This is a genomic window from Trichocoleus sp. ST-U1 (genome assembly GCF_039961835.1).
Classification (GTDB): domain Bacteria; phylum Cyanobacteriota; class Cyanobacteriia; order Cyanobacteriales; family FACHB-T130; genus FACHB-T130.
Genome location: NZ_JAMPJZ010000014.1, coordinates 77,508 through 97,625, shown reverse-complemented (window position 1 = coordinate 97,625; position 20,118 = coordinate 77,508). Strand labels below are relative to the sequence as shown.

Here is a 20,118-nt window from a genome sequence, read left to right as displayed (position 1 = left end):
CCCCCTTATTCACCCGAACTCAACTTAATTGAAATCTTATGGAAGTTTATGAAATATGAATGGATAGAGATAGAGGCTTATCGGGACTGGAAAAGTTTAGTAAAGTATGTCAAAAATGTGCTAAAAAAAGTCGGAACCGAATATGTAATTAATTTTGCTTAAGCACTTAAGAGGTTGATATCTGTAGTAGCCCAACGCACTCCATTAGTTACCGTAGGCTGCATAGGAGAACTCCTTTTCATTAGCTGTATATATAGTAGTATCCCTATTAAAAAACCCGGTTTCTCTTCTGAAACCGGGTTCTTTGATGAAATGTAGCAGTAGTTATTCGCTAATAGCTACCTGCACTTTATCTTCCACCACTCTTACAGGAAAAGTAGGAACGCTTACGGTTTCATCGTCTAAGCATTCTCCGGTCAGCAAGTTAAAATTTTGCTTGTAGATGGGGGATGCAACTTTGGGAATACCATTGCGATCGCCTAAAATTCCCCGCGACAAGACAAACGCTTTACTAAAGGGATCGTAATTGCCTAGCGCAAATACATCAGTTTCTTGTCCCACGCGGAAAATTGCCACCTGTTGATCTTCAACTAAAGCACAAACCCCAGTGTTGGGCGCGATCGCTGACAGCGGACAAATATCAACCCATGTAGAAATTGTCTGACGAATCGGTAATGCTTGAACCATTTTCTTTTCCTATTGATTAACGGATTGGTGTAGCCTAGCTTGAAAAATTCAACACATTGCAGCAAGTCAAACTAACTCAAAAACTCGCTCTTTGGTTATTTGAACCGTACTGCATAGTTCGCTTAACACAGGTTCCAAATACAGCACGGCTGCAATGTTATTTCTGCCTGATTCCTGCTGCTTACGCCTAATTTCTTCTAGGTCAACGGAATGTTTCTTGACACGAAACATTCCTATATACTTCCACCTAGCTCGATGTAGCTTGAGGAACACTGGAATAGCACCTCCTTGTTGGCAGAGTATCTCAGCTTTCTGTTTTACTTTTGGTGAATCTTCTACCAAAACTTCATCAGGAGCTTTTGAGTCCAGGGTAGGCTTAAAACATCCACACACAATCTTTCCAGCACGCTGAGGAAGATAAGTTTGGAGTTCTCCACCCAATGCAGAATGAATTTGATAGCGTGTGTATGTTTTTCCTACTTGAAATAACATCAGTTTTTTTAAACTGTAGGTAATGCACCAGAGCAACAGTCAGCTTATTCGGAAATACCAACTAAAACCTTCTCGTGGTCATAAGCTGGACGTTTTTGCCCCCGTTCCTCTACATGAACTAAACCAGGATCGGGTTGGTCAGAATTGACAAAGTGACGGAATCGCTTCACTTTTTCTGGATCTTCAATTGTGGCTTTCCACTCACACTGATAGGTATTGACAAGATGCTGCATTTCTGATTCTAATTCAGCACAAATGCCCAGAGAATCTTCAATAACTACCTGCTTCAGGTACTCGATGCCTCCTTCCAGCTTATTGAACCAAGTTGCAGTGCGTTCTAGTCGATTCGCGGTGCGAATATAGAACATCAAGAACCGATCCAAATATTTAATCAGCGTTTCCTTGTCAATATCTGTTGCTAACAAAACTGCGTGTTGTGGCTTCATTCCACCATTGCCACATACATATAAATTCCAGCCATTTTCGGTAGCAATGATCCCAAAATCCTTGCTTTGAGCTTCGGCACATTCGCGGGTACAACCCGATACAGCTGATTTTAATTTGTGGGGCGATCGCAAGCCTCGATATCGCAGTTCGATTTCAATCGCCAAACTGGTTGAATCCTGCACCCCAAAGCGGCACCAGGTGCTACCTACACAAGATTTGACCGTGCGGAGTGCCTTCCCATAAGCGTGTCCCGATTCAAATCCAGCATCTATCAGTCGCTGCCAAATTCGGGGTAATTGATCTACCCGCGCACCTAATAAATCGATCCGTTGTCCACCTGTAATTTTGGTATAAAGACCAAAATCTTTAGCAACGAGTCCCAACACAATCAGCTGATCTGGCGTTAGTTCACCACCAGGAACTCTGGGGATTACTGAATAAGTTCCATCCTTCTGAATATTTGCCAAGTAATAATCATTGGTATCCTGCAACCCAACGTGAGGCATTTCCAAAATATACTCGTTCCAAGTAGAAGCGAGAATAGAGGCTACAGCAGGCTTACAAATTTCACAACCCTTACCTTTTCCATGTTTTTGAATTAAATCTTCAAAAGTAAGGATTTTTTGAGAACGTACTAAGTGATAAAGTTCTTGACGGGAATAGGCGAAGTGTTCGCAGAGATGATTTTTTACCTCTATCCCGGCTTTCTTCATCTCAGCTTTGAGGATATCTGTCACCAGTGGCACGCAACCGCCGCAACCTGTCCCCGCTTGAGTGCATTTCTTGACACTGGCAATATCGGTGAGTTTCCCTGCTTGGATAGCGCTACAAATTTGCTCTTTGCTGACATTATTGCAAGAGCAAATTTGGGCAGTATCTGGTAAACTCTCCACACCCATACCGACTGTGGCAGACTTGCCTTCGCGGGGTGGCATCAGCAAATCTTCTGGATGAGGCGGGAGGGCGATCGCATTCTGGACAAATTGCAGCAGCGTACCGTAAGCTGAAGCATCTCCTACCAGAATTCCGCCTAAAAGATGGCTACCACCTTCATTTAAAACCAGTTTTTTGTAAACACCTTGGATGGTATCAGTAACGGCAATTTCTTTAGCGCCGGGAGATTTGGCAAAGGCATCCCCGAAACTGGCAACATCCACTCCCAACAATTTGAGCTTTGTGGACATATCCGCGCCGGTAAAGCTGCTCGTCGCTGTTTTGCTCAGGATATCTGCCGCTACGCTTGCCATTGTATAGCCAGGAGCGACTAAGCCGTAGATACGATTTTGATAGAGGGCGCATTCTCCAATGGCATAAATATTTGGATCTGAAGTTTGGCAAGAATCGTTGATAACGATCCCGCCGCGATCGCCTACTGCTAATCCACATCCTCTCGCGATTTCATCGCGAGGGCGAATTCCCGCAGAAAAGACAATCATATCTGTCTCTAACTCTTCACCATCAGCAAAGGTCATTTTAGTAACCTTGCCATCAATGCTGACAATTTCCGTTGTAGATTTATTAGTATGAATCGAAACCCCAAGTTCTTCTATCTTGTTGCGAAGGATGTTGCCACCGACATCATCAATTTGTAGTGGCATTAATCTGGGTGCGAACTCAACAACATGGGTTTTTAAACCCATATTTTTGAGAGCGTTCGCACATTCCAAACCTAATAATCCACCCCCAACAACGACACCAGTTTGGCAATTTTTCGCATAGGATGACATTGCCTCAAGGTCATCTATTGTCCGGTAGACAAAATTACCTTTCGCATCATTCCCTTTAATTGGCGGTACAAAAGGATAGGAGCCTGTTGCCAGAACAATTTTGTCATAGGCAATTGTTATCCCATTCGCTGATGTAACTGTTTTTTCTTCCCAGTTAATCGCAACTGCCTTATCACCGATATGGATTTCAACTCCATTTTCTTGGTACAAACCCGGTTGAACTAACGATAAATCTGCCGCAGTTTTGCCTGAAAAGAAACCACTCAAATTAACCCGATCGTAAGCAACACGAGGCTCTTCGCAAAATGCGATCAAGTTCCATTCCTGCGTCGCTCCTTTAGCGATCATCAGTTCTAGAAACTTGTGTCCTACCATACCGTTGCCGATAACAATAAGATTCTTTTTGCCGGTCATGCAGTTTTATAACGCCTATTTTTACAATCTTCTTAATTAGTCCTATAAAAGATTTAAAAGTAAGTTTGTAAAAATTGTTACACTAAACTGTTTGGCTATGCAGTGTGCGAATGATCCCGATTGTGTTTTTGCATGAGGAGTGAAAACTTTATACAAATGTGGGTCAATTGAGCAGCAATACTCATTTCAAATTTGTTTGTAGAACCCCGCATTCAGCATCAAACTATTGGGGCAATGCCTACACAAGGCTAAGTTAATTTTTCCCCGATTTAAGGCAAAAATTTTACCGACGTAGCTTCTAACTGAAGCAGGGCGGGCAATGCCCACCCTGCTCAACGAAAATGTAAGTTAAGTGTTTTATTCTTCTTTAGGGCCAAAAACCATTTGTAGAAGCACTGGCTGACCATCGGCGCGGTGATATTTATCTGCCCAATCCCGAATGACCATATCCAGTTCTTGCATGGCTGCCTCAATGCGATCCGGTGGAATATCGAGTTCCTCTAGTATCCGCATCACATTTAGCTGTCGGTCTGCCCAATCTTTCATAAGTCGGAAGTAGCGGGCAGTATCCTCAATCATGATATAAGTGCGTTCTTCGTCCTCAGCGGGTGAGTAGGAAGCACGGGTGAGGGCGTAGAAGGGCAATCCCCAAGGAGAATCAATTCGCGTCACTGTACCGGAATAGATTAAGCGCCGCTTGATGTGTTCGGCGAATGCTTCGCTTAGAGGAATGCGGCGTTCTTCTGGCAAGTCTTCCTGGGAACGACTGTGGAGAAATTCAATTAATTCTAGAAACTGAAAAGCGTTGATTAGCTGGGCATCCGGCAGATTATTTGGCAGTTTTTCCTCAAGGTATCGCTTTTCGTCAGCGGTCAGGTTGGTGCTATAGATGCGCGATCGCCCCGGTTGCCACGGAAACTGCTCCATCCAAACATAGGGAAACTGAATTAAATACCGAGGTTCTTGGGAACCCAGCATCTTCAGCAGTTTCCCTTCGGTCAGCGCTTGCCGAACTTCCTCGACGATGACTTTGACTCGCTTCGGCTCAATGTGGTGCAGGTGCCCCGTCATCCGGATATTTTGACCCTGCTCCAAATAAGTCATGTAAATCGCACACTTTGCTGCCGTGGCAGCAGCATCCAGGAAGGCTCCGTGTCGGTGCCCGCCGGTTCTCATCGCACTAAAGGCCAGATAAAACATGATCTGATCCATCGCACCGGGGCTAAGGCTTTTGATCAGATCCAGGTCGTTGCTCATATCAGGGGTGATCGCATCGCAAGGGGACAAAACACTGGTTCCTTGGTGAAAATGGTGAAAAGCTTATGTTTCCACATTTGCAGTGAGTTCAATTCACTCGCTGAAACTATTGAACTCTAAGCACCCCGATAGCATGAACGTAAATAATCTCTAATTATAGAAAAGGACGGCCTAATATATAGCTTTTGTCAGGGAATAAATTCTCCGTGACAGGCAAAATTAGACAAATAGTGCCCCAAGTACACCGGCACAAACCTGCTAGAGCTTAGTTTGCTGCCTTGAAATTGGCTTTCATCGACCTTAGTCGCAAAGTGAAAAGCGGATCGATGAGTTGTTCGGATTTGGCTAAATAGAGGATAATTTTAGACAGGAGCGATATATTTGGGCGCAAACGCATCTCGGCGTCCGGTTCCTTTATCCGGAGACGGTTCGTTCCCACGTTTCAGCGATACAGCTAGCTCGGAAGACGTGGATGGCAGTTGCTTGGCGGAGGCGGACTCGATTTCTAAGAAATTACCTGAAGAGATTGATAGTAAGCTCAACAACATGATAGAGGTGTAAGGGCGCATAGCAGATGTCCGTGTCAGGGTTATAGTCCCTGATACGGAGTTCTTGATCGTCAACCAGGAAAAACTTCGGTTAGAGCTTAGTTGGTTCCGATCGAGTTCTGCTTTTTTTTGAGGTTAGAGGTACGATGCCTAAGGCTCAAAAATGGGTGCGATCGCTCCCAGGAGCAATAATTTTTTCCACAATCAACCATTTGCCCGATTGATTGAGATACCCCCGCACAGAGAGCATCTGCCGATCGACGTAGGTTTGGAGTTCTCGGTCTACTTCTGGGCACAAGGCGATTGCTATCCAGGTTTGCTCTTCCCCAGCAGCTGGCTCCTTTAAAGTAAAGGTGTAATCTTGCTCGGCATGGCGCTTGAATACACCACAGAAGAGTGCTGAGTTTGAAGCGGATTCTTCAAGGCTTCCCCCAACCTCTTCCCCATCTCTCTGTTTTGTAAAGGGTGAGGGATTGCCCATATATTTTGAATTCTGTGGCGTCTGGGGTTCCAGGTAAGGGCAGTTGCCATTGGAGGGATAGGTGTCAGGGCGATCTAAGTAATCCCGTTGCCTGTGCAGCCAGTCGGTGCGATCGCGCGGTAAATTGAACAGAGGGAAAATTGCTGCTGGCGATCGCTCATCTTGTAACAATGCTTCTTGCAGGACTCGGACAGGTAAATCTCTGGGTTGACAACTTCGCTGCACGCAAAGCGCCGCCGCCATTCCCGCCGCCTGACCAATATTCATGACGATGGGCTGTAACCGGGTGGAACCGTTGGCAATATGGGAGACGGAGATATTTTTTTCGCAAACCAGCAGTCCATCCACAGACTCTGGAATTAGACAAGTGTAGGGAAGGGTGAAAGGAGTGCCAGTCCAGCGTCCACCCCAGCGAATTGATTTTGGTTTAACAAGAAAGTTGTAGTTAGGGTAATGGTGGTCGTTGGGGTAGTTGCCGAGGGCGATCGCATTCACCTCCCCAGCCGCATCCACAGATATTGGTGCGACCCTTCCCCCCGCCACTGGCAAGATATCCTGCTCTCGCACGGTCGCGAGTCCCACAAGGCGTCTGCTCTCTCGAAAGTAAGGGTGTAGAGCGTAACCACCTCCACCGAGAGAGTTTTGAGTTTTGATTGAGTTTTGATTGAGTTTGGGAGTCAAGCGTGAGGGAAAGATTTGAGTTGCTAAGCCGTAACGCCGCCCCAGCTTAGTTTGAATAAAGCGGACAAAGCTTTGAGTGTGCCACAGACTCTCTTGAAGAAATTGATGCCACGCCGCCTCCGACTCTATCAGACGCCCCACTCCTTCCCCATAGTCATTGCCGCATAGGGGCCAATTGATCATGAAAAGATTCCCCGGTAAACGCCCATAATTGAGAAACTTCTCCCAACCGTAGCGATCCCAGCTACCTTGGAAGGATGAAGGAGGAAGGATAAAAGATGAAGGAGGAGGGGGAATTTCCGGCGCACTTGCTTCCTCACCAAAATCTTGCATAATTGCCACCCAAGTGGGAGCCTGCACTGGGTATCGCTGAGTCAATTCATTGGGAGAAAGCGGGGCGCTGGGTTCGCCAAACTCTGATTGCAATTCCCATCCCCAGCGATACGGCACAGATGCTAGAGGCAACAAGTCTCCCAGTTCGGTGCCATCTAGGGTAATTTTGGATTGAACGGTGAAATCGGCAAATCGAACCCCAAGGATGCGATCGCCTGTTCGCAAAACCTCTAAGGGCACTTGCCCCGCAACCCAGTCTAGATTTGGCAATTCTCGTACCCAATCAGCAAATATTTGGGCACCAATCCGGGGATCGTAACTAAACAGACTCACCCAACTATTGTTTAAGCCTCCCATTTGCCGAGAACGCAATTCCCCTAAAAACTCACCCCAAAGCCCCGTCTGAAAGGCAGCAAGTTCATTACCATCCGGGGCAGCAACCCCCGCTGAGGTGAGCATTCCCCCCAGCCAGGTAAATTCACTCACCAGCATTGTCTTGGCACCGCGACGGGCAGCTTGTATCGCAGCTGCGGTTCCTCCCGTTCCGCCTCCCACAACCAAGACATCTACTTCTATTAATTCATTCATCAGCAATTCCGTTTCAGAATAGACAATCGATCGCGAACAATAGACAATTAGCTATAAACAATCGGCTATCGAAAGTATAAAGTCCATCGTTTAAGGAAAAGCATGAAAGCACAAGTATTCAGAGGCGTCAATCAGCTCAGTTACGAAGAAGTGCCGACGCCGGAAATTGCACCCGATGAAGTCTTGGTACAAGTAAAGGTTGTGGGATTGTGTCAGTCTGACATCAAGAAAATTCGCTATCCTCTCTACCAGCCACCGCGCATTTTTGGTCATGAAACTGCTGGAGTAATTACTTCTGTGGGAAGCGAAGTGACTGGCTGGCAGATTGGGCAGCGAGTTGTGGTTATGCACCATATTCCTTGTATGCGCTGCGATTATTGCCTCAACGACAACTTCTCGATGTGCGATGTTTACAAAAACGTCACGACCACGGCTGGATTTACTCCCAGTGGCGGCGGTTTTGCAGATTATGTGAAAGTGCCCGGTCACATTGTCCGCAGTGGCGGATTAATTCCCATTCCTGACAATGTCAGCTTTGAGCAAGCGAGTTTTGTGGAGCCGACAAATTGCTGTCTAAAAGCAGTTAAAAAAGCCCAGGTTGCTCCTGGTCAAACCGTTTTGATTACAGGTGCTGGCCCAATTGGGCTAATGTTTATCATGCTGGTGAAGTATTTCGGAGCCAGAGCGATCGCGACTGACTTAATTCCTTCTCGGATTGAGAAAGCTTTGAGCGTGGGGGCAGAAGCTGCATTCGATCCCCGCGACCCGGATTTATCAACTAAAATTAAAGCGCTTACTGGCGGATTGGGAGTGGATACGACTTTGCTTGCAGTTCCCAGTGACAAAGCTTTTTTCCAAGCCCTCGATTGTACCCGTCGGGGCGGTAAAATTTTATTTTTTGCTGAGTTTCCTGATGAAGTAGAAATCCCGATTAATCCAAATATTCTCTACCGCCGAGAAATTGATTTAATGGGTAGCTATAGTTCTTCTTACCGGATACAAAATTTGGCAGCAGATATTGTATTCAACCAGCGAATTGATGTGGAAGCATTAATTAGCGATCGCTATCCTTTGCAAAATTTAGCTGCTGCTGTGGAACAAGCGATCGCTCCCACCCCCGAAACTTACAAAATTCTCATCTATCCCCAAACAGCCGAGTGATTTTAGTAACAGTCTGTCTTCATTTAACTCTCTTTTAGAGAGTCTTTTTTTAAAGATTTTGACAGGGCAACCAGATAGATTTATCATCTATCTGATGATAGAATTTTTTTAAAATCTTTAAAGTATGGATACTTCCTCTCCGACGCGCGGACAACTAGAAAGAACTCTATCGCAACGCATCCAAGCTTTATACCGGGATCAACTGGGGCATCAACCTAGTCAAATTACCTGTCAAATTTTTGATGAAAAAATTGCGATTATTCTAGAAAATGCCATCACGGCACCAGAACAACTTTTAGCAAATAGTGGTCAAGAAGAGCTGGCTGAGCAAGTAAGGACAGATTTAGAAAAAGCACTTGAGCCAAAACTGAAAGCGCTAATTGAGGAAGTGGTTGGCGTATCCGTGATTGACCTGCTCAGCGATGCCAAAGTAGACACAGGTCGTACTGGTACGATTGCTGTATTAGCAAACGCCCCTAAAGTTCGTAATTAATCCCCCTTCTCTGCTAAGTATCTAGCTCAGCATAGATTTATATTGATGGTTTGCACTCAGCAGCCTTTTTCAGTTTTTAGGGTGTATCCGATCCTTATGCGATCGCGGCATCCCGTCTCTCTATAACAACTAACAAACAACCATTTTCAATTGATGACTCAATCTATAAATCTAGATTTATTTATTTAAATTAATTGAGATAGCGATCGATGAGAGCTTCTAACTCATCAATGACATAAGGCTTGCTAATGTAGTCATTGCAGCCTGCAAACAGAAGACCTTCCCGGTCTTCTGCTCTTGCCAAAGCCGTCACAGCAACAATGGGGATCTTCATCGTTTCGGGGTTCTGTTTTAGAGAACGCACAACTTCTACGCCGTGGATGTCAGGTAGAAGAATATCCAACAAAATCAGCTTTGGCTGATTTTGTTGCGCCATAAATAAAGCTGCCCGACCCTCCTTTGTCGTAATAAATGAGCAGTCAAGAGCGAGCAGCACTTCGCTCATGAGTAGCAAGTTGTCTTCATTGTCTTCTACAACCAAAATGAGAGGCGATTCGATATTTGCCTGGGAGGCAGGTTTTGAGAAAGAGTGCAGATTTAAGCGTTGTTCGGGGGAACTCATCAAAATACGAAGCTATCCTCTCCAGAAGTGGACAACCGAGGGGTTGCCCAAGTTATACCCATTCACTTGATTGACGGTACACGAATGATTCCCTGTTTGCCCCTTGTTTTACAAGGGTTTAGGGATCGGCTGCGGGAAAAGTGAAACGGTATTACGAGGCATTCCCCAGGCGGCATTTTTTGGCGCTTGGAATCGATTGGCTCGTAGCTTCCCCACTAGGTTGATCTTTTAAGTTCATCTTGGCAAGAGAACACAGCAAGCTAGTGGTGATGTTGCTTGTCCCCTGATTCTATAAAAAATTAGTTAAAAAACTGCACAACTTAAACATTAATATTCATTGTTACTTTTAGCACTAGATATATACACACTTCTGTGCTAAGAATCGTTGAAAAACTAAATTTTTGAATACATTTGGCGTTTCTTGGTTAGCTGCAAAACATCACAAATATATTGAAAACCGTTTCGGATACTTGGGGGAATCGAACCCTATCCCTACTTTGTAAGATTGGCACTCTCTACTCTCATCAGGGATTTAGCTCTTAACAACTAACCTTGTCAAGATACTAAATATTGAAATTTTCCAATGTTGTGGATCTCTATCTTTAGGAGATGTCCGGAAAATTGCTCGCACTGTTACAGTCTAATAAAAAAGGTGAAAGAATTTACCTTTCCTGAGAGCGATCGCTATGCAGGACACAATCAAACCCACTCGTGGTGAATTAGAACGAACCCTGTCACAGGAAATTCGGGCTTTCTACCACGCCCAACTAAGTCACCAGCCTGGTCAGGTGACTTGCCAATTTATGGGTGACAAAATTGCGATTCTTATCGAAGATTCTATTACTCGACCCGAACAACTTCTGGCACAAAGCGGTCAGCAAAGGCTGGCACAGAGAGTTCGAGAGAATATAAACCACGTCCTACAACTGCAACTTAAACAGCTAATTGAGGAAGTGGTGAAAGTCCCAGTCATCGATCTGATGATCGACTCCGCCCTAAAAACAAGTCGTACCAGTACCGTTGCGATTTTAGCCGCAACCCCTACGACGCGCAATCCAGACTGAATTCCACCGAATCGACCTGAGACGGATTCCATCTCAGGTTGCGCCGGACAACAGCCTCTAGATCCTCCAGCAAGTAAGGCTTGCTAATATAGTCATTGCAGCCTGCCGTGAGAATGCGATCTCTGTCTTCCGCCCTTGCCAGCGCCGTGACGGCGATAACAGGAATTGTCCGGGTTTCAGGATCTTCCCTGAGTTGACGGACAATTTGAAGACCATCTAAGTCAGGCAACATAATATCCAGCAAAATCAGGTTTGGCTGTTCGGTTCGTGCCTTTTCAAAAGCACTATGACCGTCAATTGCTGTGATGATTGAGCAATTTAACGGCTCTAAAACGTAAGCAAGCAATAATAAGTTGTCTTCATCGTCATCGACTGCCAATACCACAGGGAACTTGGCAGTAAGACACTGATTGCTACTGCTCAAAAAATTTTGACGGGTACGGTGGGAAAGTTCCAAATCATCCATCCTCTTTTTCCAGCTAATTTCTAGACTGGCAGTCACCCTCACCAGAAGAGTGGACGAGGCACTCCTTAAGCGGTGGCGAAGCGCTTGCAATGGAATGGCTCGCGTGTAACCTACTAAGTTGGAGAGCCGATGCTCGAGCTAGAGGAAAAGACGAGCCAAGTTAGTAGGAGCCTTATTATCATTGACATTGCTATTGTACATAAAATTTACAATAACCTAAAGAATTTGTTAAGAAAATACAATTCTTGTAAGTATGCTTAGCACTTACTAAACATAGGCTAGAGGGCAACCTAGAATAGAAATCTTCGGGAGTAGCAAGATAGCAGACTGGTAGTCGTACCACATCATCCGGAGTTAGCCCGGGATTAACCGGAGCAATAAGACGCGAGGAATTGCGTCTGGAAACTAACTTTAAGCAGATGCGACCTATAGAGTAGATGCCGTTTTAGATGCGGCTAGGAGTTCGCATTTGAGAAAAGCGCGGGTTGATGAATGGGGTGAATCAGCCTTCACGATTTGAGGGCTACCCCGATCCTAATTAGGCATTGGAGGTTGAAGCAATGGGTATAGCCACGATTAACCCAGCAACTGGGGAAACGCTTCAAACGTTTGAGGCACTAACAGATACGGAGATTGAAACGAAGCTAGCACTAGCGCAATCAAGCTTTAAACAGTATCGGCAGACACCCATGCAAAAAAGGGCAGATTGGCTGAATGCCGCTGCTGAGATTTTAGAGAGCGATCGCGAACGCTTTGGCAAAATCATGACCCTAGAAATGGGGAAAACTTTAAAATCAGCGATCGCAGAAGTGGAAAAATGCGCCCTCGTCTGTCGCTTCTACGCCGAACGCGCCCCCGAATTCCTCGCGGATGTTCCAGCCCAAACCGACGCCAGCCACAGCTTTGTGCGCTATCAGCCTTTAGGCGTCATCTTGGCAGTCATGCCTTGGAATTTCCCCTTCTGGCAAGTGTTTCGGTTTGCCGCACCAGCGCTGATGGCGGGAAATGTCGGGTTACTCAAGCACGCCTCTAACGTGCCTCAGTGTGCATTGGCACTGGAGGAGATTTTCCACAAAGCAGGATTCCCAGAAGGTGTCTTTCAAACCTTGCTAGTGGGAGCAGATAAAGTCGCTGCAATTGTAACAGACGAGCGAGTGAAAGCCGCAACCTTGACCGGAAGCGAACCTGCCGGGATGAGCCTCGCCGCCACCGCCGGGAAACAAATTAAGAAAACCGTTCTGGAATTGGGCGGAAGCGACCCGTATATTGTCCTAGAAAGCGCCGATTTGGATGCAGCCATTGCGACAGCAGTGAGTGCCAGAATGCTGAATAACGGTCAATCTTGCATTGCTGCGAAACGGTTCATTGTCGTGGATGCGATCGCAGACCAATTTGAAAAAGGCCTGATTGAGAAGTTTGAGGCACTCAAAATCGGCGATCCGATGCATCCGGAAACCGATATAGGGCCACTGGCAACCCCATCGATTCTCAAAGATTTGGATTGGCAAGTTCAAGAAAGCGCCAAATTGGGAGCAAAAGTTCTCACAGGTGGACAGCCATTATCTGACCGTCCTGGTAACTTTTATCTGCCGACAATTTTGACAGATATCCCAGCCGGTAGCCCAGCCGAAGCGGAGGAATTTTTTGGTCCCGTAGCGCTGCTATTCCGAGTGCCAGATATCAACGCCGCGATCGCGCTTGCCAATGCCTCGCCCTTTGGACTGGGTGCTAGTGCTTGGACTCAAGTAGAGGCAGAACGCGATCGCTTGATTGAAGAACTCGAAGCGGGTGCCGTGTTTATTAACGGCATGGTTAAATCCGATCCCCGTCTCCCCTTTGGCGGTATCAAGCGTTCCGGATACGGACGCGAGTTAAGCAAAGAGGGAATTCACGAGTTTGTCAACATCAAAACCGTGTGGGTGAAATAAGCGGTGGTGCATTCTAACGATGAATTAAATCCCATCCCACTTGCGGGATGGGGATGTCAATACGGGCGGACAGCCGTGCGCCCGTATTGGGCTAAATAGGGGCAATCCGCGCATCTGGCCCCTACACAGAAACGAACCACTACAGATGCCAAGAGCATACAGAGGGGAGTAAGAAAAATGAATACTGCTGAACTATTAGTCCGCTGTCTGGAAAATGAAGGAGTCGAATACATTTTCGGGCTTCCTGGCGAAGAAAATCTAGACATATTGGAAGCCCTAAAAACCTCTTCGATTAAATTTATTACTACCCGCCACGAACAAGGTGCTGCCTTCATGGCGGATCTCTACGGACGCCTGACCGGAAAAGCCGGAGTGTGCCTCTCCACCCTAGGGCCAGGTGCCACCAACCTGATGACTGGCGTTGCCGATGCGAACCTGGATGGTGCGCCACTGGTGGCAATTACTGGACAGGTCGGCACAGACCGGATGCACATTGAATCCCACCAATATCTGGATTTAGTGGCAATGTTTGAGCCAGTCACCAAATGGAATACTCAGATTGTTCGTCCCAGCAACACACCGGAAATTATCCGCAAAGCGTTTAAAATTGCTCAGAGCGAAAAACCTGGGGCAGTTCACATCGATTTGCCGGAAAACATTGCCGAAATGACCGCCGCTGGCAAGCCCCTGCACAAGAATGGTGGGGAAAAAACCTTTGCTGCCTTCCACAGCCTTGAACAGGCATCTGAAGCCATCTCCCAGGCAAAAAATCCTTTGATTATGGTGGGAAATGGGGCGATTCGTGCAGACGCTAGCGTTGCAGTGACCGAATTTGCCACGAAGCTGAATATTCCCGTAGCGAATACCTTCATGGGCAAAGGAGTCATTCCTTACACCCATCCCCTCGCCTTGTGGTCGGTAGGATTGCAACAACGAGACCACATCAGCTGTGCTTTTGACAAAACGGATCTGGTGATTGCAATCGGTTACGACTTGATTGAATATTCCCCCAAAAAGTGGAATCCCCTCGGTGAGATTCCGATTATCCACATTGGGGATATATCAGCAGAAATTGATAGCAGCTATATTCCCCTAGTGGAAGTGGTGGGGGATATTTCCGACTCGCTACGGGAAATTTTAGACCGAGCTGACCGGCAAGGCAAACCCGATCCTTATGCCTTGCAATTACGGGCAGATATCCGGGCGGATTATGAAGAGTATGCCAATGACGATGGGTTTCCCATTAAGCCGCAGAAAATAATTTATGACTTGCGGCAAGTCATGGGGCCAGAAGATATTGTGATTTCAGATGTCGGGGCGCACAAAATGTGGATCGCCCGTCACTATCATTGCGATCGCCCAAATACCTGCATCATCTCTAATGGCTTTGCTGCAATGGGTATCGCCATTCCAGGTGCCTTAGCCGCCAAGTTAGTTTCTCCCCAGAAAAAAGTCATCGCCGTCACGGGTGATGGCGGCTTTATGATGAATTGCCAGGAATTGGAAACTGCTCTTCGGGTTGGCACTGCCTTTGTCACCCTAATCTTTAATGATGGGGGCTATGGCTTGATTGAGTGGAAGCAACACAATCACTTTGGCGAATCTGCGTTTGTCCATTTTAGCAATCCTGATTTTGTCAAATTGGCAGAAAGTATGGGGCTTAAAGGCTACCGGGTTGAATCCGCAGCGGATCTAATTCCAACCTTGAAAACTGCCCTAGAACAGGAAGTTCCCTCGGTGATTGATTGTCCAGTAGATTACCGCGAAAACTTCCGCCTCACCCAAAAGGCTGGCGATTTGAGTTGCAAGATTTGGGAATAATCATGAGTCATCAGTCATGAGTGATTAGTCATTAGTCATCGGTCATCGGTTGTCAATGACCGATGACTAATGAACAATGACCAATGACCAATCGTGAATGACCCATGAAAATTGCTACTTGGAACGTCAATTCGATTCGCAGCCGCTTAGAGCAGGTGGTGCAGTGGTTGCAGGATAATCCGGTCGATGTCCTGTGTCTGCAAGAAACTAAAGTCGTAGATAAGGATTTTCCGCGATCGCCCTTTGAGGAGCTAGGGCTGAATCTCTACATTTCCGGTCAAAAATCTTATAACGGGGTTGCTCTTCTCAGCCGTGCGCCCCTTGAGGATGTCACCACCGGGTTTGCCCCAATTTTGGGGAAAGAGGATTTTGACGAACAGAAGCGGGTCATTACTGGCGTTCTCGATGGCGTCCGCATCGTGAATCTTTACGTGCCCAATGGCTCAGCCGTCGGTAGCGAGAAATACGAATACAAACTGCTTTGGCTGAAAATTCTCCGCGAGTACCTGCAAACACTGCTAGAAAAACAGCCCAGTTCCCTCTGTATCTGCGGCGATTTCAATATCGCGCCCGAAGACCGAGATATTCACGATCCACTCAGTTATAAGGGTCGGATTATGGCATCCGATGTAGAGCGTCAAGCCTTGAGCAGCATTTTAGAGTTGGGTTTGGCAGATGCCTTTAGAAAATTCACAATAGAAACAGGACACTTCAGCTGGTGGGACTATCGAACCGGAGCGTTTCGACGCAACTGGGGTTGGCGGATTGACCATCACTACTTGACGCCAGACCTTTACGAACGTTCATCCAGCTGCACCATCGATCGCTCCCCCAGAAAACTGCCCAAACCCAGCGACCATACCCCCGTAATTGTAGAATTTTAAATTTTCCAGCATCAATCCCATACCCAAAATTGATTAGGAACTTAAAATCATGTTTTTAGTAACTGGAGCTACAGGCGGACTCGGACGCCGAATTGTGCGGCAGCTGCGGGAGAGGGAAATGCCGGTGCGAGCATTTGTCCGCCTGACATCCCGTTACAGCGAACTGGAACACCGAGGAGCGGAAATTTTTATTGGTGATTTGCAGCGCGATAAAGATATTGAAAAAGCTTGCCAAGGCATTCAGTACATCATCGCCGCTCACGGTGGTGAGAGCGATGCTCAAGCGTTAGGCTACCGAGCGAATATTGAACTCATTGACCGGGCAAAAGAAGCTGGCGTCCAGCACTTTGTTTTCATCTCGGTACTGGGAGCAGATCGCGGGTACGAAGACGCACCATCCTTTAAGGCGAAGCGGGAAGTAGAAAAGTATCTCCAAGCCAGCGGACTCAATTACACCATCCTCCGTCCTTCAGGTTTTGCCTCTAACCTTTTACCCCTAGCAGAACGGTTTCGGGATACTGGGATTTATTTGCTTATCGGCGATCCCAAAAGTCGGACTTCGATTGTGAGTACCGATGATTTAGCAAGGATTGCGATAAACTCCGTAAATGTTGAAGGTGCCCGGAATCAAATTTTCCCTGTGGGAGGCCCAGATATCCTCCAGCGCCAAGATATTCCTCGCATTTTTAGTCGCATCTTCAACCAGGAACCGATCGTGATTAACCCACCGTTATTGGTGTTTGATGGGGTACGCGGGGCGCTGGGATTGCTGAATCCTCAAGCGTCTAAAGCTTTGGGAACTCTCCGGACGTTACTGGATAATGAATTTTTCTGCACACCCCAGGAAGTTGAGCATTTAGAGTCGATTTTTGGCATGAAGATGGAATCCCTAGAGACTTTCTTGCGCCGTTACCTGGGTACTTGATTGCACCGCTAGATGCAGCTATTACCGTGCTTCAGGCTTGTCTGGTGATTTTAAGGAATCATAAAGGCAACTGCTTGAGAATCTGACTGAGCAACGGTTTGGGTTTGACCATTTAGTTGATAGTGAATGCGAGCGATCGCGTTCTCACCCCGCCGATAAATTTTCGATTTGCATTTGAGGCGATACTCCAATACTTTACTTTCTCCTGGCTTTAGCACTACTTTAGCGGGACGTTCTAATTCTTGAGGAGTTGCACTCATAAGAACTTCCTCGGATTTCGCTGGCACTATTTCTATCTGGCTAATTTCAATCAACTGATTTTTTTTAGATGGATTGGTAAAACCCAGGGAAATATCAGCATAGCTAATTGTGGTTCCCGCTAAAATTTCGTAGGGAAGCAACTTAATTGTCATCGTCATCTTCGCTCTTTGAGAATTGCTCTCAACTTGCCTTTCCCTGCTTAAACTTTGTTGAGGAGAAGATCGTAGGTTAGTTTGAGCGAGCGCGAAGCCCAACTCTAACAGCTTGTTGGGTTTCGTTACCTCAATCGCCACGTTGCTCAAGGGCAGAAACTCTACGTTTCGTGCCGGTTCCCAACCTACTATGTCTGAAAGCAACTTAGTATGAGTTCCTAGCATTATGCAAGTCACGCAGGTTAGAAAATCCATAAAAGAATTCCTCTCAGGATTTTGGAATATAGCAAATTTGACTCAAAAGCTCATTAGAGGTTTCTAAATCCTATGGGGTTGTGCATTATTTTGAAAGATGAGAATTAAGCCACTTTACCAAATATATGCTCAGCTAAGCTCGAAGCTCCGAGTGTCGCTAAGCTTGAAGATGCTAAGTGAGCGGCACAGCCACAGCGTAAAGGAAAAGATGAATTAATCAGCGAAGCATTAGCATTTAATGAATTTGAAAGAGTATTGAATCCAGGTAGAGTGTAAGATTCAGCTCCCCCATAGTTCACATTCCACCCAATATCTTTTAAAGAAGCAATCGTTAATTGACTCAATAACTCTGAGCTTTTTTCAGCAATAGGTGACATTAATTCATTGTCAAAGACATTTTCATCCCAATGACCAAACACGCCTTTTTGAACGGGAACAGCAGTTTGTAAAAATGTACCTTTTAATTCTCCATAAGCCCACCCTGCATAGGTATTAGCACTATATGTCGCATCGGAGACATTAATGAAATCGCGTCCGTAATCTGACCAAAGTGTTCCAATTCCTAGAACGTGACCAAATTCATGGACCATCGTTTCTTGTAAGAAACTTGGATTGTTGTTGTATGTATTTGCCAAGCTTGTGTTAATCGTTGAAGCTCCTGATATCGTCATTTGATTACCAAAAGCATCGAAGGCTAAAGCTTTTGGCCCCGCGAAAGCAAGAAATTCATCTTCACCAAAAGTATCTCCCGTAACATCAATGGTTAGAATTTGGGAATCGCTAAAGGTGCTGTAAGGAATAATTTTTTCCCAAACTTTTGCAGCTTCTGTAATAGCATTGAGAGCTTCTGTACTCAAACTACCCAAGCCTTGACCAAAATTGACTTTGATTGAAAAACTGAGAGGATCGCTGGTAGCAGCAGTAAAGGTAGTCGCCACAGAATAGTTAGCAGTTTGGTTGTTATAGCTCATTACTTGCAAAAAGTAATTACCAGAACTCAGGAAACGACGGATTGATTCGTTGCTAGTCCCGCGCTCCCATTGCCAACCCAATACTTCACCTTGATCGATAATGCCGTTGTTATTGCTGTCTTGAATTAGTCGGACATCGGCATCACCACTCAATGCAGATAAATTAGCGGTAAAGATGCCAGATTGAGCAACATTAAAGCTGTAAAAGTCATCGCGATCGCTAGCATTGACTTGTTGGTTGTTTGAGAAAACCGCTGAAGTTTGATCTTTTGCGGTTCCTAGAGTATTACCGGGATCTAAAGGGTCTGGAATACTAGCGATCTTAGTAGTTAGAGTGTAGCCGCCAGTCGCACCCTTTTCAAAAGTTGTAGCTTGCAGAATATAATCAATGCCCTCAGCAACCGTGAAAGTTAGCTGGGAGTTCGTACCGCTGAAATCATTATTTTCTGCAACAACTGCTCCGGTTCCAGCATTCACCACTTGCAGGTAGGCATTAAAGCTGGGCACATCAAGGTTCACCTGCACCTGCTGACCGGCAACTAAATCGCCTAACACATAGCCATCGTAAAAACTGCCTTCACGAATGGGGTTGCTTGGGTCGCTATTCGCGATCGCGCCGCTAAAGCTTTGGTTTCCACTGATGGGAGACGCTGGTTTGAGGACTCCCAAATTGCTACGAAGAGTATAGTTACCAGTAGCATCTGGTTCATAAGTCGTGGATCGAACAATGTAATCAATACCCTGAGCGGCTGTAAAAGTTACTTGAGAGTTCAGACCCTCAAAATCATCGTTGAAGGTAACAACCGCTCCAGTAGAGGCATTTACCACTTGCAGGTAAGCGTCAAATTCTGTGGAGTTTAGTTTCACCTCCACCTGCTCTCCGGCGCTAATGCCAGTCAACAGATAGTCATCCCGAAGGCTACCGCCACGGATGGGGTTTTTCAGGTCGGTGGTGTCAATTGTACCGCCGACCTCACTGACGGTAGAAGCCGCAGCGATCGCGCTACTTTTAAATAGACTTCTTTGCTGTAGCAGATCGCCCAGCCCTCTAAATCCTGACCAGATTCCGGCTATTTTTGAATCAAACTCTAGCGGTGCAAAATTAGCGAAATCTGCACTTAAAAACTGGCGCTCATTTGAAAATTTAAATCCATTTAACATTTGCTTGGTTTCTCCACGATGGAGCATCGTAAGACTGATATATTACCAATTTTAAGTCTTCACAAAATTGGGCAACAACGGGGTAATTCCTCAAAGCTAGAGACAGAACATTTTTAAGAATGCTAAGATCGCAAGCGCAATAAATAAAGCTATATTAATTGACTCAACAGTGGTTTTTAAATTATCTGAACGCAACAACTAGCACTTTCTCTCAAGCCATGAATGCAAAAATTGAAGTTGCGCCAATTGTCGATAGTGAGGTAATCGAAATTATTGAATATCTGAGGATTTGCCGCGAT

General features: G+C 46.0%; 18 protein-coding genes. 9 read left to right on the top strand and 9 right to left on the bottom strand.

Annotated features, from left to right (window positions below):
* The coding region (locus NDA06_RS08180; protein ID WP_190985828.1) for a transposase at positions 1–162 on the top strand (162 nt) is incomplete at its 5' end.
* Between the two features lie 162 nt (positions 163–324).
* On the opposite strand, the gene nirD is transcribed toward NDA06_RS08180, so the two are convergent.
* The 4 genes from nirD to hetR form a co-directional block, all read right to left on the bottom strand.
* A complete protein-coding gene (gene nirD, locus NDA06_RS08175; RefSeq protein ID WP_190412709.1) occupies positions 325–687 on the bottom strand; it encodes a nitrite reductase small subunit NirD in 363 nt (120 codons plus the stop codon).
* A 66-nt stretch (positions 688–753) separates the two neighbouring features.
* Complete coding sequence (locus NDA06_RS08170) at positions 754–1,179, bottom strand: hypothetical protein (protein WP_190412708.1); 426 nt, start codon at positions 1,177–1,179, stop codon at positions 754–756.
* A 44-nt stretch (positions 1,180–1,223) separates the two neighbouring features.
* Complete coding sequence (gene nirB, locus NDA06_RS08165; RefSeq protein WP_190986700.1) at positions 1,224–3,767, bottom strand: nitrite reductase large subunit NirB; 2,544 nt, start codon at positions 3,765–3,767, stop codon at positions 1,224–1,226.
* 357 nt (positions 3,768–4,124) lie between these two features.
* The gene (hetR, locus tag NDA06_RS08160; protein WP_190412890.1) at positions 4,125–5,024 is read right to left on the bottom strand and encodes a heterocyst differentiation master regulator HetR; all 900 of its coding nucleotides are present in this window, start codon (positions 5,022–5,024) and stop codon (positions 4,125–4,127) included.
* A 381-nt stretch (positions 5,025–5,405) separates the two neighbouring features.
* Between hetR and NDA06_RS08155 the strand changes: the two genes are divergently transcribed.
* Positions 5,406–5,585: a hypothetical protein gene (locus tag NDA06_RS08155; RefSeq protein WP_190986699.1), complete on the top strand. Its 180-nt coding sequence runs from the start codon at positions 5,406–5,408 to the stop codon at positions 5,583–5,585.
* A gap of 144 nt (positions 5,586–5,729) precedes the next feature.
* On the opposite strand, the gene NDA06_RS08150 is transcribed toward NDA06_RS08155, so the two are convergent.
* On the bottom strand, positions 5,730–7,655 hold the full coding sequence (locus NDA06_RS08150) for an FAD-dependent oxidoreductase (protein ID WP_190986698.1): 1,926 nt from the start codon (positions 7,653–7,655) through the stop codon (positions 5,730–5,732).
* Positions 7,656–7,757: 102 nt separating this feature from the next.
* On the opposite strand from NDA06_RS08150, the gene NDA06_RS08145 reads away from it, so the two are divergent.
* Together NDA06_RS08145 and NDA06_RS08140 are read left to right on the top strand one after the other, a co-directional pair.
* Entirely contained in the window at positions 7,758–8,816 is a 1,059-nt protein-coding gene (locus NDA06_RS08145; protein WP_190412704.1) for a zinc-dependent dehydrogenase, read from the top strand.
* 124 nt (positions 8,817–8,940) lie between these two features.
* Complete coding sequence (locus NDA06_RS08140; protein ID WP_190412703.1) at positions 8,941–9,309, top strand: DUF2294 domain-containing protein; 369 nt, start codon at positions 8,941–8,943, stop codon at positions 9,307–9,309.
* Between the two features lie 190 nt (positions 9,310–9,499).
* Here the strand turns inward: NDA06_RS08140 and NDA06_RS08135 are convergent, their stop codons facing one another.
* On the bottom strand, positions 9,500–9,931 hold the full coding sequence (locus NDA06_RS08135) for a response regulator (RefSeq protein WP_190986697.1): 432 nt from the start codon (positions 9,929–9,931) through the stop codon (positions 9,500–9,502).
* Positions 9,932–10,617: 686 nt separating this feature from the next.
* Here NDA06_RS08135 and NDA06_RS08130 point away from each other — a divergent pair.
* The gene (locus NDA06_RS08130) at positions 10,618–10,995 is read left to right on the top strand and encodes a DUF2294 domain-containing protein (RefSeq protein ID WP_190536260.1); all 378 of its coding nucleotides are present in this window, start codon (positions 10,618–10,620) and stop codon (positions 10,993–10,995) included.
* Here the strand turns inward: NDA06_RS08130 and NDA06_RS08125 are convergent.
* Positions 10,973–11,461, bottom strand: coding sequence for a response regulator (locus NDA06_RS08125; protein ID WP_190986696.1), 489 nt, complete (start codon positions 11,459–11,461; stop codon positions 10,973–10,975). The two genes, NDA06_RS08130 and NDA06_RS08125, sit on opposite strands and share 23 nt — an antisense overlap.
* 560 nt (positions 11,462–12,021) lie before the next feature.
* Between NDA06_RS08125 and NDA06_RS08120 the strand changes: the two genes are divergently transcribed.
* The 4 genes from NDA06_RS08120 to NDA06_RS08105 all read left to right on the top strand — a co-directional run bounded on the left by NDA06_RS08120 (position 12,022) and on the right by NDA06_RS08105 (position 17,019).
* Positions 12,022–13,389, top strand: a complete 1,368-nt coding sequence (locus tag NDA06_RS08120) for an NAD-dependent succinate-semialdehyde dehydrogenase (RefSeq protein ID WP_190412699.1) — start codon at positions 12,022–12,024, stop codon at positions 13,387–13,389.
* Positions 13,390–13,566: 177 nt separating this feature from the next.
* Positions 13,567–15,210 (top strand): acetolactate synthase large subunit, encoded by a 1,644-nt coding sequence (locus tag NDA06_RS08115; RefSeq protein WP_190986695.1) that lies wholly within the window; start codon positions 13,567–13,569, stop codon positions 15,208–15,210.
* 104 nt (positions 15,211–15,314) lie between these two features.
* Positions 15,315–16,094 (top strand): exodeoxyribonuclease III, encoded by a 780-nt coding sequence (gene xth, locus NDA06_RS08110; protein ID WP_190986694.1) that lies wholly within the window; start codon positions 15,315–15,317, stop codon positions 16,092–16,094.
* Positions 16,095–16,143: 49 nt separating this feature from the next.
* On the top strand, positions 16,144–17,019 hold the full coding sequence (locus NDA06_RS08105) for an SDR family oxidoreductase (protein ID WP_190986693.1): 876 nt from the start codon (positions 16,144–16,146) through the stop codon (positions 17,017–17,019).
* A 50-nt stretch (positions 17,020–17,069) separates the two neighbouring features.
* Here NDA06_RS08105 and NDA06_RS08100 read toward each other — a convergent pair whose 3' ends face one another.
* On the bottom strand, positions 17,070–17,687 hold the full coding sequence (locus NDA06_RS08100) for a hypothetical protein (RefSeq protein WP_206755393.1): 618 nt from the start codon (positions 17,685–17,687) through the stop codon (positions 17,070–17,072).
* 104 nt (positions 17,688–17,791) lie between these two features.
* Positions 17,792–19,819 carry a pre-peptidase C-terminal domain-containing protein gene (locus NDA06_RS08095; protein WP_190986691.1) on the bottom strand — a complete coding sequence of 676 codons (2,028 nt, stop codon included), beginning with the start codon at positions 19,817–19,819 and terminating at the stop codon, positions 17,792–17,794.
* Positions 19,820–20,118 lie beyond the last annotated feature (299 nt).